Annotated in this window: 13 protein-coding genes; 7 read left to right on the top strand and 6 right to left on the bottom strand. The window is 75.9% G+C overall.

Annotation, left to right across the window (positions count from 1 at the left end; all coding sequences use genetic code 11):
• Window positions 1-9 precede the first annotated feature (9 nt).
• Window positions 10-429, bottom strand: a complete 420-nt coding sequence (locus ACRYM6_RS18745; RefSeq protein ID WP_432544402.1) for a DUF2000 family protein — start codon at window positions 427-429, stop codon at window positions 10-12.
• Between the two features lie 49 nt (window positions 430-478).
• On the opposite strand from ACRYM6_RS18745, the gene ACRYM6_RS18740 reads away from it, so the two are divergent.
• The 5 genes from ACRYM6_RS18740 to ACRYM6_RS18720 all read left to right on the top strand — a co-directional run bounded on the left by ACRYM6_RS18740 (window position 479) and on the right by ACRYM6_RS18720 (window position 5,884).
• On the top strand, window positions 479-1,261 hold the full coding sequence (locus ACRYM6_RS18740) for an AraC family transcriptional regulator (protein ID WP_432544401.1): 783 nt from the start codon (window positions 479-481) through the stop codon (window positions 1,259-1,261).
• A 189-nt stretch (window positions 1,262-1,450) separates the two neighbouring features.
• Window positions 1,451-2,674 (top strand): mannitol dehydrogenase family protein, encoded by a 1,224-nt coding sequence (locus ACRYM6_RS18735; protein ID WP_432544400.1) that lies wholly within the window; start codon window positions 1,451-1,453, stop codon window positions 2,672-2,674.
• Entirely contained in the window at window positions 2,671-3,648 is a 978-nt protein-coding gene (locus tag ACRYM6_RS18730; protein WP_432544399.1) for an SDR family oxidoreductase, read from the top strand. The genes ACRYM6_RS18735 and ACRYM6_RS18730 overlap by 4 nt, the downstream gene beginning before the upstream one ends.
• 14 nt (window positions 3,649-3,662) lie before the next feature.
• Window positions 3,663-5,156, top strand: a complete 1,494-nt coding sequence (locus ACRYM6_RS18725) for a mannitol dehydrogenase family protein (RefSeq protein WP_432544398.1) — start codon at window positions 3,663-3,665, stop codon at window positions 5,154-5,156.
• Window positions 5,153-5,884, top strand: a complete 732-nt coding sequence (locus ACRYM6_RS18720) for an HAD family hydrolase (protein ID WP_432544397.1) — start codon at window positions 5,153-5,155, stop codon at window positions 5,882-5,884. Before ACRYM6_RS18725 ends, ACRYM6_RS18720 begins: the two co-directional genes overlap by 4 nt.
• 9 nt (window positions 5,885-5,893) lie before the next feature.
• On the opposite strand, the gene ACRYM6_RS18715 is transcribed toward ACRYM6_RS18720, so the two are convergent.
• Window positions 5,894-7,504: a peptide chain release factor 3 gene (locus tag ACRYM6_RS18715; RefSeq protein ID WP_432544396.1), complete on the bottom strand. Its 1,611-nt coding sequence runs from the start codon at window positions 7,502-7,504 to the stop codon at window positions 5,894-5,896.
• A 249-nt stretch (window positions 7,505-7,753) separates the two neighbouring features.
• Here ACRYM6_RS18715 and ACRYM6_RS18710 point away from each other — a divergent pair, with 249 nt between their 5' ends.
• Complete coding sequence (locus tag ACRYM6_RS18710) at window positions 7,754-8,482, top strand: ANTAR domain-containing protein (RefSeq protein ID WP_432544395.1); 729 nt, start codon at window positions 7,754-7,756, stop codon at window positions 8,480-8,482.
• Between the two features lie 9 nt (window positions 8,483-8,491).
• Here the strand turns inward: ACRYM6_RS18710 and ACRYM6_RS18705 are convergent, their stop codons facing one another.
• On the bottom strand, window positions 8,492-9,352 hold the full coding sequence (locus ACRYM6_RS18705) for a phosphotransferase family protein (RefSeq protein ID WP_432544394.1): 861 nt from the start codon (window positions 9,350-9,352) through the stop codon (window positions 8,492-8,494).
• 70 nt (window positions 9,353-9,422) lie between these two features.
• Between ACRYM6_RS18705 and ACRYM6_RS18700 the strand changes: the two genes are divergently transcribed.
• Window positions 9,423-9,866, top strand: coding sequence for a DUF1772 domain-containing protein (locus tag ACRYM6_RS18700; protein ID WP_432544393.1), 444 nt, complete (start codon window positions 9,423-9,425; stop codon window positions 9,864-9,866).
• A 317-nt stretch (window positions 9,867-10,183) separates the two neighbouring features.
• Here ACRYM6_RS18700 and lysA read toward each other — a convergent pair whose 3' ends face one another.
• From lysA to clpB, 3 genes are all read right to left on the bottom strand, one after another.
• Complete coding sequence (gene lysA / locus ACRYM6_RS18695; RefSeq protein WP_432544392.1) at window positions 10,184-11,512, bottom strand: diaminopimelate decarboxylase; 1,329 nt, start codon at window positions 11,510-11,512, stop codon at window positions 10,184-10,186.
• A complete protein-coding gene (locus tag ACRYM6_RS18690; RefSeq protein ID WP_432544391.1) occupies window positions 11,509-11,868 on the bottom strand; it encodes an SAV_915 family protein in 360 nt (119 codons plus the stop codon). The genes lysA and ACRYM6_RS18690 overlap by 4 nt, the downstream gene beginning before the upstream one ends.
• A gap of 154 nt (window positions 11,869-12,022) precedes the next feature.
• Window positions 12,023-14,659 carry an ATP-dependent chaperone ClpB gene (gene clpB, locus ACRYM6_RS18685; protein WP_432544390.1) on the bottom strand — a complete coding sequence of 879 codons (2,637 nt, stop codon included), beginning with the start codon at window positions 14,657-14,659 and terminating at the stop codon, window positions 12,023-12,025.
• Window positions 14,660-14,716 lie beyond the last annotated feature (57 nt).

The raw sequence follows: 14,716 nt of genomic DNA, 5'->3' as shown, positions 1-14,716 counted from the left end.
ACCCGACCCTCAGGGGTGCGCGTGGGCCCCCTTGAGGACCTTGTCGACGGGGTTCCGCGGGCCGTGCACGCCGATCCCGACGACGTCGAGGTCGTCGCCGGCCACGGCCGCCACCACCGCCCGGTTCGCCGCGTCGTCGCCCGTCGTGAACATCTGCGCCGTGAACAGGGCCGTCGCCAGCCCCCGCCCCACGGCCCGCGAGCGCGCCGCGCGCAGGGTCGCGGCGTCCCCCTCGAAGACCATGACGGGCTGCCCCAGCAGCGGCAGGTACGCGGTGCCGTCGCCGTCGGCGTACGGCTGCCCCACGAGGCCGGGGTGGGCCGCGGTGATCCCGCTGAGCAGGAACGCCGTCACGTTCAGGCGCTGCCAGGGGGCCAGGTCGTCGCGGACGAGGACGGCGGTCTTGGTGTCGGGTCGGGCGTCGCTCACCCGGCCCACGGTGCCCGCCGCGCCCCGGGGCGTCTTGTACGTTCGTGAGGTGAGCGAGCAGGTCCGCAGCCGCCGCCCCGGCGTGCCCGGGATCGCCGAGGTCCTGCACGCCCGCTTCGTCGAGCACGCCTACCCGCTGCACACGCACGACACGTGGACGCTGCTGCTCGTGGAGGACGGCGCCGTCCACTACGACCTGGACCGGCGCCCGCACGACACCGGTCCCCTCGTCACGCTGCTGCCCCCGCACGTCCCGCACGACGGCCGCGCCGCGACCCCGGCGGGTTTCCGCAAGCGGGTCCTCTACCTCGAACCCGACGCCCTGCCGGCGGGGTCCGCCGGCCGCGCCGTCGACACCCCCGAGCTGCCCGACGCCCGGCTGGCCGGCGCCGTCCGGGACCTGCACCGGCGGCTGTCGGGCGGGGCCGGGGCCCTGGACCCGCTCGACGTGGAGTCCCGCGCCGCGGTGCTGCTCGACGTCGTGGGCGACCACCTGCGCGCCGCCCCCCGCCGCCCCGTCCGCGACGTCCCGCTGGCGCGGCGGCTGCGGGCGCTGCTCGACGAGCACGTCGTCGACGGCGTCGCCCTGGCCGAGGCGTCGCGCCTGCTGTCCGCCTCCACCGCCCACCTGGTCCGGACCTTCACCCGCGAGGTCGGGATGCCCCCGCACGCCTACCTCACCGGCCGCCGCGTCGACCTCGCCCGGCGGCTGCTGCTGGCCGGGCACCGCCCCGCCGAGGCCGCGGTGCTGGCGGGTTTCCACGACCAGCCGCACCTGAACCGGCACTTCCGGCGGGTGCTGGGGACGACGCCGGGACGGTTCACGGGCTGACCGGACCGGCGACCGCCCGCACCGAGTTGCCGACCCCCGCGGGCGGTGGTGGAGTCGGGGGGTCGGCCCGAGACGCGGCCGGCCCCGGTGCGGCGGTCCGCCGCACTCGACGGTCCAAGCTGCGGCCGCTCCCCCCGAGGTGTTCCGGTCGAGCAGCGGCCAGGCCCCCACCTGTCCGTGAGGTCCGTCATGACCACCCGCGCACCATCGACCCACCCCGTCCCGCGGGACGTCCCGCTCGACCCCGCCCTCCTGACCCCCGCCGTCGTGCACCTCGGCGCGCACGGCCTGCGGCGGGCCTACCACGCCGTGTACGTCGACGAGCTCCTCCGGCGGGGCGTCAGCACCGACTGGGGCCTGGTCCGGATCGAGCTGCTCCCCCCCGACGTCGAGCTCGACCTCGACGCCGTGCGCCGGCGCGAGGTGCTGACCGACCCCCCGCGGGAGGTCGTGGTGCTGGCCGACCACGTCTGCCTGACGGGTGGGTGCGAGGACCAGCTGGCGGTGCTGGCCGACCCCGCGACCCGGCTGGTGCTGGTGGACGTGGAGGTCGACGTGGAGGTGGACGACCCGCTGGCGCGGACCGCCGTGGGGTACCTCGTCGGGGCCCTGGCCCGCCGGCGCGCGGCGGGTGAGCCGCCGTTCACGGCCCTCAGCTGCGCCGCCGGTCCCCGCAACGGCTCCCGGTTGCGGGAGGCGGTGCTGCGTCTCGCGCGGGACGTCGACGGCGGGCTGGCCGCCTGGGTCGAGGCGCGCGGGAGCTTCCCGAGCAGCGTCTGCGAACCCCTCCTGCCCGGGGGAGCCGGGTGCCCGCGCTGGATCGTCGAGGACGACTTCAGCGACGGCCGGCCACCCCTGGACGACGTCGGCGTCCAGCTGGTGCCCAGCACCGTGCCGCACGAGCTCCTGCGCGGCCGCCTGCACGACGCGGCGTTCGACGTGCTGGCGGTCCAGGGCGCCCTCCGCGGTGACCGGACGGCCGGTGCGGCGCTGGCCCGTCCGGGTGCCCGCGCCCTCCTCGAGGGTTTCCTGGCCGAGGCCGGGCAGCAGCTCCTCGGGTTCGCCGAGGACGAGCTCGCCGGGTACCGCCGGAACGTGGTCGCCGACCTGGCCCGGGACCCGGGGCGGGAACTGCCCGCCCCGGGACGGTCCCGGTTCTGCACCGACGTCCTGCCGTCCCTGCGCCAGGCCGTGGACCACGACGGGCCGCGGCGGTGGCTGGTGCAGGCCCTGGCGGACTGGCTCCGGGTGACGTCCGACGGACCGGGTGACGCCGTGGACCTCCTGCGGCGGCAGCACCACGTCCTGGGTCCCCTCGCCGACGAGCACCGCCTGACCACCGAGCTCCAGCAGGCCCTCGACCTGCTGCCCCCCTCCCCCTCGCCCACCACCACCCCCGTGGAGTTCTCGTGACCAGACCCCTGACCGAGCAGGTCGTCGTCGTCCTCGGCGCCTCCAGCGGCATCGGCCGTGCGACGGCGCTGAGGTTCGCCCGCGCCGGGTCGACCGTCGTGTGCGCCTCCCGGGGCACCGACGCGCTGAACGCCCTCGTGGAGGAGATCACCGCCGCCGGTGGCCGCGCGAGCGCCGTGCGCACCGACATCACCCGGCCCGAGGACCTGCAGGCGCTGGCCGCCGAGGCCGAGGTCGTCCACGGCCGCATCGACACCTGGGTCACGATGGCCGGGGTCAGCGTCTACGGGACGATCGCGCAGATCCCGCTGGAGGAGTTCCGCCGGGTCAGCGAGGTGAACTACCTCGGGCACGTCGCGGCCGCGCAGGTCGCGGTCCCGGCGCTGGAACGTTCCGGCGGGGGCGTCCTGGTCGGCATGGCCTCCGTGGAGGGGGTGCGGTCCCTGCCGCTGCACGCCCCGTACACGGCGTCGAAGTTCGCCGTCCGCTCGTTCTACGACGCGCTGCGGATGGAACTGGCCCGCGACGGCGCGCGCACGAGGGTCAGCACGATCCTGCCCGCGGGCATCGGCACCCCGTTCTGGGAGCACTCGCGCAACCACACCGACCACCTGACGAAACCGCCGCCGCCGGTGTACGCCCCCGAACTGGTCGCCGACGTCGTCGCGCGGATGGCGACGCACCCGCGCCGGCAGGCCGTCGTCGGCGGCGCGTCGCTGGGTTTCCTGCTCGGGGAGAAGCTGAACCCGGGGCTGACCGACGTGGTGCTGAGCGTGCTGGGCCGCAGGATGCAGACCAGCGACCGGCCCGACACCGGGACGGACGTCCTGGACACCCCCACGCCCGGGCCCGGGCGGGTGCACGGCGAGCACGTGAGCCACCTGGTGCGCCGGGACCTGTTCACGACGGTCAGCGAGCGGCTCCCCCGCCCCGGGGAGGCCCTGCTGGCGCTGCGGGCGCGGTGGGCCCGGTGAGCGCGGTGCACGAGGTGAGGGGGACCCCCGTCCCGTTGCGCGACAGCACGCTCGGCGACCTGCCCGCCGGGGTGGAGGCCCCCGGGTACGACCGGACGGCGCTGCGACCGGCCGTGGTCCACATCGGCGTCGGGGGTTTCCACCGCGCGCACCAGGCCGTGTACCTGGACGACCTGGCCCGCACCGGGGAGACCGGCTGGGGACTGGTCGGCGTCGGCCTGCGCAGCCCCGGGATGGGGCAGGTCCTGGCCGACCAGGACGGCCTGTTCCTCGTCGTCGAACGCGGCGGTGAGCAGGAGCGGGCCCGGGTGGTGGGCGTGCTGAACCGGTACCTGTTCGCCCCCGACGACCCCGGAGCGGTCCTGGACGCGCTGGCGGCCGAGACGACCCGCGTGGTGACGCTGACCATCACGGGCACCGGCTACCGCATCGACCCCCACACCGGGGAGTTCGACGCCGACGACGACGACCTGCGCGCCGACCTGGCCGACCCGGCGGCCCCGCGGACGGTGTTCGGGTTCCTCGTCGAGGCCCTGGACCGCCGGCGCCGCGCCGGGCTGCCGCCGTTCACCGTGCTGTCCTGCGACAACATGCCGGACAACGGGACGGCCGCCCGCACCGCCGTCGTGTCGTTCGCCCGCTCGCGCGACGAGGGGCTGGCCGGGTGGATCGAGGCCGAGGGCGCCTTCCCCAGCAGCATGGTCGACCGCATCACCCCCACGACGACCCCCGGGGAGCGCGAGGTCGTCGTGGCGCGCACCGGCGTGGACGACCGGTGGCCGGTGGTCACCGAACCGTTCCGGCAGTGGATCGTCGAGGACTCCTTCGCCTGCGGCCGGCCGCCGCTGGAGCGGGTCGGGGTGCAGTTCGTCGACGACGTCGCCCCCTACGAGGCGATGAAGACGCGGATGCTCAACGCCGGCCACTGCGCCCTGGCCTACCTGGGGATCCTCGCCGGGTACTCCACGATCGACGAGGTGCTGGCCGACTGGGTGTTCCGCGCGTACTTCGAGCACCTCCTGGCCGACGAGATCGTCCCGCTGCTGCCGCCGGTGCCGGGCATCGACCTGGCCGAGTACCAGCAGACCCTGGTGCGGCGCTTCTCGAACCCGGAGATGGGCGACCAGCTGACCCGGCTGGGGCGGCGCGGGTCGAGCAAGATGCCGAACTACGTCTTCCCGTCCGTGGAGGCGGCCGTCGCCGCCGGCCGCCCGCACCAGCTGCTGCTGCTCGCGGTGGCGGGGTGGATGAGGTTCCTGCGAGGGTACGACTACGCCGGGAACGACGTCCCGGTCGACGGCCCCCTGGCCGACCGGCTCGTGGAGCTGGCCCGGCAGGGGCAGGAGGAACCGGAGCCCCTGATGAGCGAGAAGACCGTGTTCGGCGACCTGCGCGACGACCCGGGGTTCGCCTCCGGCGTCGAGGTGGCGTTGCGGGCGCTGGAGGAGCAGGGGCCGCGGGAGGTCATCGGGCTGTACCTGGACCTCGCGACCAAGGCGGGCCGGTGAGCGCGGACGCCCTGCGGGGGACGGTCACGACCGTCCTCGCCGACGCCGACGGCACCCTGTTCCCGTCGGAGGAACCGGCCTACGCCGCCTCGGCGGGCGTGACGAACCGGTTCCTCGCCGAGCTGGGCGCCGAGCGGGAGTTCAGCCCCGGTGAGCTGCAGGCCATGACGAACGGGAAGAACTTCCGGGCCGCGGCGCAGGAACTGGCCCGCGGGTACGGGCGCGACCTGGCCGCCGCGGAGCTGGACGACTGGGTGGCGCAGGAGAAGGACGTCGTCACCGCGCACCTGCGCGCCGTGCTGGGCCCGGACCCGGCGGTGCGCGAGCCCCTGCGGGCGCTGGCCGGGCGGTTCGGTCTGGCCGCGGTGACCTCCAGCGCCTCGTCCCGGCTGGACGCGTGCCTGGAGGTCACCGGGCTGGCGGCGCTGTTCGACCCCGCGCGGCGGTTCAGCGCGGAGGACTCCCTGCCGGTGCCGACCTCGAAACCCGACCCGGCGGTCTACGCCCTCGCCGGGTCCGAGCTCGGGGTGAGCCCGGACGAGGCCGTCGCCGTGGAGGACTCGATCAACGGGGCGCTGTCCGCGGTGGCCGCCGGGTTCCCCACGATCGGGACGGTCCAGTTCGTCCCCGCCGGTGAGCGGGACGCCCGGGAGGCCGCGCTGCGCGAGGCCGGCGCGTTCACCGTGGTGAGGTCCTGGGCCGAGGTCGCCGACCTGCTCACCGCCTGACCGGGCGCCTCACTCGCTGGTGGCGACCAGCTGCTCGAGCCGCACGCCGGGGTTGTCGCGCTCGAAGCTGCGGACGCGCCACTCGTCGGTGAACAGGGCGAACACCCGCCCGTCGGCGTGCTCGACGACCTCGGTCCCGCGGTGCGCGCGCAGCAGCGGGGCGTCCTCGCGGTCGATGATGCGGGCCGTGGTGAAGGGCAGTTCGGTGAACAGGACGGGCGAGCGGAACTCGTGCGTCATCCGGTACTGCACGACGTCGAACTGCAGCGCCCCGACGGCGCTCAGGACGGGTTCGCCGTCGCCGCGCGAGTCCGACGTCAGGACCCGGACGACGCCCTCGGCGTCGAGTTCGCGCAGGCCCTGCCGGAACTGCTTGCCCGCGCCGAGGTCCTTGGGGCGCACGGTGCGGAAGTGCTCGGGGGCGAACACCGGCAGCGGCGGGTACGCGAGGCGGCCGTTCTCCGACAGCGTGTCCCCCACGTTGACGTGGCGGGCGTTGACGAGGCCGATGACGTCCCCGGGCCAGGCGACGTCGACGGTGGAGCGGTCGGACCCGAACACGGTCTGGACGTGCTTGAGGACCATCGGCCGGCCGCTGCGGTCGTCGCGCACCGTCATGCCGCGGTGGAAGACCCCGGAGTGGATGCGGGCGAAGGCGAGCCGGTCGCGGTGGGCGGGGTTCATGCCCGTCTGGGTCTTGAACACCTGCGCGCTGAACCGTCCCGAGACGGGCTGGACCCGGCCGGTGACGTCGGGCTGGTCGCGCGGGGAGGGGGCGATGTCGACGATGGCGTCGAGGACCTGCCCGACGCCGGTGTTCGCGACGGCCGCGGTGAAGAACACCGGCGTGGTCTCGAACGCCAGGAACGACGCCTCGTCGTGGTCGGCGCCGGTGGCCTCCAGCAGCTCGTGCTCGTCGACGGCGGCCCGCCAGGGCTCGCCCTCGACCTCGGCGGCGCCGGCGGCGTCGAAGTGCTGCTCGACGGCGAGGGTCGCGCCGCCGGGGGCCTTCGTGTACTTCGTGTAGGCGCCGGTCGAGCGGTCCAGCAGCCCGCGGAAGTCCCCGGCGATCCCCACCGGCCAGGTGACGGGGGTGGGTCGCAGGCCGGTGACGGTCTCGACCTCGTCGAGCAGCGCCAGGGCCTCCTGCCCGGGCCGGTCCCACTTGTTGATCACGGTGATGACGGGCAGCCCGCGCTGCTTGCAGACGCCGAACAGCTTGCGGGTCTGCTGCTCCATGCCGCGGGCCGCGTCCACCAGCATGATCACGGCGTCGACGGCGGTGAGGGCGCGGTAGGTGTCCTCGGAGAAGTCGGCGTGACCGGGGGTGTCGACGACGTTGACGACCGTGCCGCGGTGGTCCAGCTGCAGGACGGCGGAGCTGATGGAGATGCCGCGCTGCTTCTCCATGTCCTGCCAGTCGGTGACGACCCCGGCGCGGCCCGCCTTGCCGTGGACGTGCCCGGCCTCGCGCAGCGCCCGGGCGTGCAGGGCGAGGGCCTCGGTGAGCGTCGACTTGCCCGCGTCGGGGTGGGAGATGACGGCGATGGTGCGGCGGCGGGCGGCTTCGGCCAGGACCTGCTCGGTCGTCGCTGCGGGGGTCTCCGTCTCGGTGCTCACCGGACCATTCTCGCCGCTGGGCGCGGCCGCCGGTGACGGCCGCGCTCCCGCGGTGGCGGGCGGGGGCACCGGCGCCGGGTTACGGTGGTCCCACTGCGCCCCGTCGCACCCCGCCGGTGACCGGCCGGGGGGTGCCCCGGACCGGGTTGTCCCCACAGCTCCCGCAGGTTCCGTCCCCGCGACCGCGGGAGCGGGAACCGTCGCCGGGTGGTCGGACACCGAGCCCGGCCACCACCGCGAGGAGACCACGTGCCGCAGGACCCCGACCCCACCCCCGCGCGCGAGACGGTGGAACCGCAGGAGGCGTTCGCCGAGCTGGGCCGGCTGGTGGTGGGCGAGACCCCGCTCCAGCAGGTGCTGGCCCGGGTCGCCGAGCTCACGCTGGCCTGCGTGCCCGGCGCCGAGGAGGTGTCGGTGACCCTGCTGGAGGGCGAGAAGGCCCACAGCGCCGCCTTCACCGGCAAGCTCGCCGCCACCCTCGACGAACGGCAGTACGAGGGCGGGTTCGGCCCGTGCGTCGACGCCGCGCAGAGCGGGCAGGTCGTGCGCGTCGACGACACCGCCGCCGAGGACATCTACCCCGACTTCGCCGCGACCGCCGCCCGCCAGGGCGTGCGCAGCGCCGTCTCGGTCGGCATGCCGATGCCCCAGCGCGTCCTGGGCGGCATCAACGTCTACCGCTTCGACGAGGACCCCCTCGACGAGGACGCGGTGCAGATCCTGCAGGTCTTCGCCGGGTACGCCGCCGTGGCCGTCGCCAACCACTCGCTGTACGCCTCCTCGATGGCCCTCAGCGCCAACCTCCAGGTCGCCATGCAGTCGCGGGCCGTCATCGAGCAGGCCAAGGGCGTGCTCATGGCGACCCTGCACTGCACCGCGGACGAGGCGTTCGCGCACCTGGCCACGCAGTCCCAGCACGCCAACCGCAAGCTGCGGGACATCGCGGCCGAGATCGTCGCGCGCACCGCCGGCCGCTGACCGGCGCCCTCAGCCCCGGGCCGCCGCGCGCCGCCGGACCCAGCCGGTCAGCGCCTCGCCCTGCACGCGCTGAAACTCCCGCAGCGTCGGCAGCCCCGGCGGGGGCGGCAGCGCGGCCCGGCCGAGGAAGAACGCGCTGAACCCCGACAGGACCGTCGTGAGCACGCCCGGGTCGACGTCGCGGGTCAGCGGCGAGGTCCGCAGGGTCGCCTCGGCGAGGTCCTGCCCACCCAGCCGGTCGACCTCGAACAGCAGCGCCAGCAGGTCCAGCCACGGCGGGCCGACGCAGGCGTGCGGCCAGTCGACGAGGACGGCGCCGGCCGCGGTCAGCAGCACGTTGTCCGCGCGCAGGTCGAGGTGGACCAGGGTGTCGCCGGTCAGCAGGTCCAGGGCGTCGGCGGGCAGCTGACCGGTCAGGGCCTCCCGCGCCGTGGGCAGGTCCGGGACGGGGCACGGCGTCGCGGTCGCCGCGAGCCGTTCCAGCGCCGCCACCACGGGCGCGAGGTCGTCGGCCCGCCACGGCAGCCGCGGCTGCCGGCCGGGCACCTCCTCCAGCACCAGGACGTGCCAGTCCCCCACCCACCGCGCCCCGCGGAACCCCGGGGCGGGCACGGCCGCGGGCAGCGCGGCGGTGATCCGCGCCTCCCGCTCCTGCATCCGCGGCGACTCCTCGTTCTGCGCCGCGCTCACGGCCTTGACGAAGGCGCGCGTCCCGTCCGCGGCGACGACGCGGTCGGCCGCCCCCGGGGAGAACCCCCCGGACTGCGAGACCGCCCGCACCACGGGCGACCCGAGGATCCCCGCGACGGCGTCGTGGACGGGCGCGGGCAGTTCGGGCCAGCGCAACCGGTTCCCTCCCGATCCGTGCACCCGACCACCGTCGCAGCACCGGCGGCCGGGCAGCCACCGGTTTCCCCGGGCCGTGCGCCAGGATCGGGGCGTGGACCTCCCCGCCGTCGCCGCCCGCACCCACGACGTCTGCACCGCCGCGCTCGCGCTGGCGATCGTCCCCGAACCGTTCGGCCGGCGCCGCCGGGCGATGGGGTTCGACGACTACGTGCGCCACCAGCAGCGCGCCGACGCCGTGATGCGCCGCCTCGCCCCGGCCCTGTCGGTGGCCGCGATGACGACCGGCACGGTCGCCGCCCTGACGCGGCCGGCGTCGGCGGGGTGGCGCCTGGCGTCGGTGGCGGCGGTCGCCGGGGCGATCGTCCTGACCGTGCGGGTGCACGTGCCGATCAACGAGCGGCTGCGGACCTGGCGGCCCGGCGCGGAGGCGGCGGGCTGGCGGGAGGCGCGGGCGCGGTGGGAGCGGGCGCACGTGGTGCGGCGGGGGCTGGTCGTGCTGGCCGGGGCCGCGACGGCGGCGGCACGGGCCCGCTGACCCGGGCGCGACGGCCGCAGGTCCACCCCCACCCGGCGGCGGCCGCGAACAGGAGCAGGTTCTCGACCTGCTCCGGGCCGATCCCGGCGGCGGCGGGCCGGGCGAGGAACCCGGTGTGCACCGCCCACGTCGCGGCGGCGACCAGACCGGCCGCCCACACCGGGACCCCGACCGAACCCACGAGGGCGGTCACCGCGAGGACCAGCACCGAGGCGGTGGGCGAGGCGCCGACCACCCGGGCCGCGCCCGCCGCGAGGGCGAGGCCGCCGACCGCGACCAGCGCGTGCGCCCCGGCCGCCAGGACGCGGTGGGCCACCTCAGCGGCCGACGTCGCGGCGGCCGAGGTCCTCGACCGTCTCCCGGCGCACCAGCAGCCGCGCCTGCCCGCCGCGCACCGCGATCACGGGCGGGCGGGGCACCGCGGTGCCGTTCGACGACATCGACACCTGGTACGCCCCGGCGGCAGGGAACGCCAGGAGGTCACCGACCCGGGTGTCGACGGGCAGCGGGACGTCGGCGGCCAGCACGTCACCGGCCTCGCCGTGGCGCCCCACGACCGTCACGGTCTGCTGGGCGGGGGCCGCGGTCCGCTCGACGAGGCGGGGGGCGTACCGCGCGCCGTGCGGGGCCGGGCGCGGGTTGCCGCTCATCCCGCCGTCCACGACGACGAACGTGCGGTGGGGCGTGCGCTTGACCACCGCGACCCGGTGGACGGCCACCCCGGCCGGCCCGACCAGCGCCCGGCCCGGTTCGACGCTCAGCTGCGGGACGGGCACACCCGCTGCGTCGCAGGCGTCCCGCAGTTCCCGGCGCACGCGCCGGGCCAGGTCGGCGACGTCGAGCTCGGGTTCGCCCGGGCGGTGGGCGGTGCCGTGGCCGCCGCCGAGGTCGAGTTCGCCCAGCACCAGCCCGTACCGGTTGCGCACCCGGGCGAGGGCCCCGGCCAGGACGAGCACCGCGTCCAGGTAGGGCTCCACGTCGGTGATCTGCGAACCCAGGTGGCAGTGCAGGCCGGCCAGTTCCAGGCCCGGGTGCGCCAGGACCCGCCCGGCGAACTCCTCGACGGCCGCGACCGGGGTGCCGAACCGCTGGTCCGCGGTCGCGGTGCGGACCTTCGGGTGCACGCCCGCGCTGGTGCCGGGCACCAGGCGCAGCAGCACCCGCTGGCGCGCGCCGGGGGGCAGCAGGGAGGCGAGCAGGTCCACCTCGTCGGGGCTGTCGAGCACGACGCGCCCGACACCGGCGGTGATCGCCGCCTGCAGTTCCGCGGGGCTCTTGGCGTTGCCGTGCAGGAGGATCCGCTGCGCCGGCAGACCGGCGTCGAGGGCGGTGCGCAGTTCCCCGGCCGAGCACACGTCCATGCCCAGTCCCTCCTGGTCCAGCCAGCCGGCCAGGGCGCGGCAGGTGAACGCCCCGGCGGCGTAGAACACGCCGTCGGCGCCGAAGTGCTCGCGGTAGGTGCGGGCCCGGGCCCGGACCTCCTCCTCGTCCAGCACGTGGACGGGGGTGCCGAAGCGGGCGGCGACCTCGCCCAGCGCGACCCCGGCGACGCGGACGTCACCGGCCACGACGCGGGCGGTGCGGGGCCACGGCGACCCGAGGCGGCGGGTCGCGGGGGTCGCCGGGGCGGGCAGCAGGAGGCTCACGCGGCGAACCCCTCCACGCGCAGCCGCGCCCGCGGCACGGCCGGGACCGGAGCCGGGGTCGCGGCCGAGGGCCCGCGGTCGGCCGGCGGCGCCGCGACCAGGCGGGGGTCGATCCGCAGGTCCTGCGTGCCCGCGGCGCGCAGCAGCGCCCGCACCGCGCCCACCCCGAGCTCCACGTGCGCCTGGTCCTCCCCGAGGACGGCGCGCAGGAGGGCGGGGGACGAGAACGCCACCCCGGTGCGGACGCCCAGCGGGTCGAGGAACGTCCGCAGGACCACGGCGCGGGGTCCGCGGTGGGCGGGGACGAACACGCGGGACGGTGAGGGTTCGGCGGCGGGGGCCGGGGTGCTGTGCATGGTGGGAACGCTAGGAACCCCGGCGGGCGCCGGGAACGTCCCTGACGGCGTCCTGACGCGCGGCTGACGCGACCTTGACGGGGGCACCCCGGCCGGGCCCCGGACGTGCGTGAGCCCCGCCCCCCGGGCCGGGGGCGGGGCTCACGCCGGTGGCTCAGATCGACACGGCCGTCTCGGCCCGCCGGACCACCAGCCCGGCCGGTTCCGCCGACGCGGGGTCGTCGAGGTCGAAGCTGCCGCGGGCGACGTCCACCTCGACGGTGTCGCCGTCGCGGACCTCGCCGCCGAGGATCGCCCGGGCGAGCCGGTCGCCGATCTCGCGCTGCACGAGCCGGCGCAGCGGCCGGGCCCCGTAGGCGGGGTCGTAGCCGGAGATCGCCAGCCAGTCCTTCGCGGCGTCGGTGACGTCGAGCGTGAGGCGGCGGTCGGCGAGGCGGTCGGCCATCCTCTGCACCTGGATCTCCACGATCCGGGACAGTTCCTGCGTCGACAGCGGGTCGAACACGACGACGTCGTCGAGGCGGTTGAGGAACTCCGGCTTGAAGTTCGCCCGGACCGCGGTCATGACGGCGTCGTGCTTGGTGGCCTGCGACAGCTCGGGGTCCACCAGGAACTGCGACCCGAGGTTCGAGGTCAGCACCAGGATGACGTTGCGGAAGTCCACCGTGCGGCCCTGACCGTCGGTGAGGCGGCCGTCGTCGAGGACCTGCAGGAGGATGTCGAACACCTCCGGGTGGGCCTTCTCCACCTCGTCCAGCAGCACCACCGAGTAGGGCCGGCGGCGGACGGCCTCGGTGAGCTGGCCGCCCTCCTCGTACCCGACGTACCCGGGGGGCGCCCCGACCAGGCGCGCGACGGCGTGCTTCTCGGAGTACTCGCTCATGTCGATGCGGACCATGGCGCGCTCGTCGTCGAAGAGGAAGTCGGCCAGCGCCTTCGCCAGTTCGGTCTTGCCGACCCCGGTCGGGCCGAGGAACAGGAACGAACCGGTGGGCCGGTCGGGGTCGTTGACCCCGGCCCGCGAGCGCCGGACGGCGTCGGAGACCGCCTGCACGGCAGCGGTCTGGCCGATGAGGCGGGCGCCGAGGAACTCCTCCATGCGCAGCAGCTTCGTGGTCTCGCCCTCCAGCAGCCGGCCGGCGGGGATGCCGGTCCAGCCGGCGATGACCTCGGCGATGTCGTCGGGGCCGACCTCGTCGGCGACCATGGGCGCGGTCGCGGCCACGTCCTGCTCGGCGGCCTGCGCGGAGGCCAGTTCGCGTTCGAGGGCGGGGATGCGGCCGTAGAGGATCTCGCTGGCGCCGCCGAGGTCGCCCTCGCGCTGGAGGCGCTCGGCCTGCGAGCGCAGTTCGTCGACCTGGTGCTTGAGGTCGCCGACGCGGTTGAGGCCGGCCTTCTCCTGCTCCCAGCGGGCGGTGAGGGCGGTCAGCTGCTCCTGCCGGTCGGCGAGGTTCTGGCGCAGGGCGTCGAGGCGTTCGCGGCTGGCGGCGTCGTCCTCCTTGGAGAGGGCGAGCTCCTCCATCTTGAGGCGGTCGACGGCGCGGCGGAGCTCGTCGATCTCGACGGGCGAGGAGTCGATCTCCATGCGCAGCCGGGACGCGGCCTCGTCGATGAGGTCGATGGCCTTGTCGGGCAGCTGGCGGGCGGTGATGTAGCGGTCGGACAGGGTGGCGGCGGCGACGAGGGCGGCGTCGGAGATGGCGACCTTGTGGTGCGCCTCGTACCGTTCGCGCAGCCCGCGCAGGATGCCGATGGTGTCGGGCACGGAGGGTTCGCCGACGAAGACCTGCTGGAAGCGGCGTTCGAGGGCGGGGTCCTTCTCGATGCGCTCGCGGTACTCGTCGAGGGTGGTGGCGCCGACGAGGCGGAGCTGGCCGCGGGCGAGCATGGGCTTGAGCATGTTGCCGGCGTCCATGGCGCCCTCGCCGGCCCCGGCGCCGACGACGGTGTGCAGTTCGTCGATGAAGGTGACGACCTGCCCGTCGGAGTCCTGGATCTCCTTCAGGACGGCCTTGAGGCGTTCCTCGAACTCGCCGCGGTACTTGGCCCCGGCGACCATGCTGGCCAGGTCGAGGGAGATGAGCCGCTTGCCGCGCAGCGACTCGGGGACGTCGCCGGCGACGATGCGCTGGGCGAGGCCCTCGACGACGGCGGTCTTGCCGACGCCGGGTTCGCCGATGAGGACGGGGTTGTTCTTGGTGCGGCGGGACAGGACCTGCACGACGCGGCGGATCTCGGCGTCGCGGCCGATGACGGGGTCGAGGCGGCCCTGGCGGGCCTGCTCGGTGAGGTCGACGCCGTACTTCTCCAGGGACCGGTAGGTCCCCTCGGGGTCGGGCGAGGTGACCTTCGCGCCGCCGCGGACGGACGGCAGGGAGTCCAGCAGGGCGTCGCGGGTGGCGCCGACGGCGCGCAGGGCCTCCCCGGCGGCGGAGGTGGACGCGGCGGCGCCGAGCAGCAGGTGCTCGGTGGAGACGTAGGCGTCGTCGAGGGCGCGGGCCTCGTCGCCGGCGGCCTGCATGAGCTGCAGGGCGGGGCGGGACAGCTGCGGCTGGCTGACGTTGCTGCCGGACGCGCTGGGCAGGGACGCCAGGGCGCCCTCGACGCGGCGGGTCACGAGGGCCTGGTCGGCCCCGAGGGCGGCGAGCAGGTGCCCGGCGACGCCGTTGTCCTGGCCGAGCAGGGCGGCGAGGACGTGCAGGGGCTCGACCTGGGGGTGACCCGCGGACGTGGCCCGGCCGACGGCGTCGGCCAGGGCTTCCTGGGCGCGGGTGGTGAGCTTGAGGTCCACGGACTACCTCCAGACGTGGGTGGACGGCTTCGACACCGGTGACAACTCTGCCAGAGT

This window comes from Kineococcus rugosus (assembly GCF_050871975.1).
GTDB lineage: Bacteria > Actinomycetota > Actinomycetes > Actinomycetales > Kineococcaceae > Kineococcus.
Note: the sequence above shows the minus strand (reverse complement) of the source record. Positions and strands in the feature narration are given on the sequence as shown.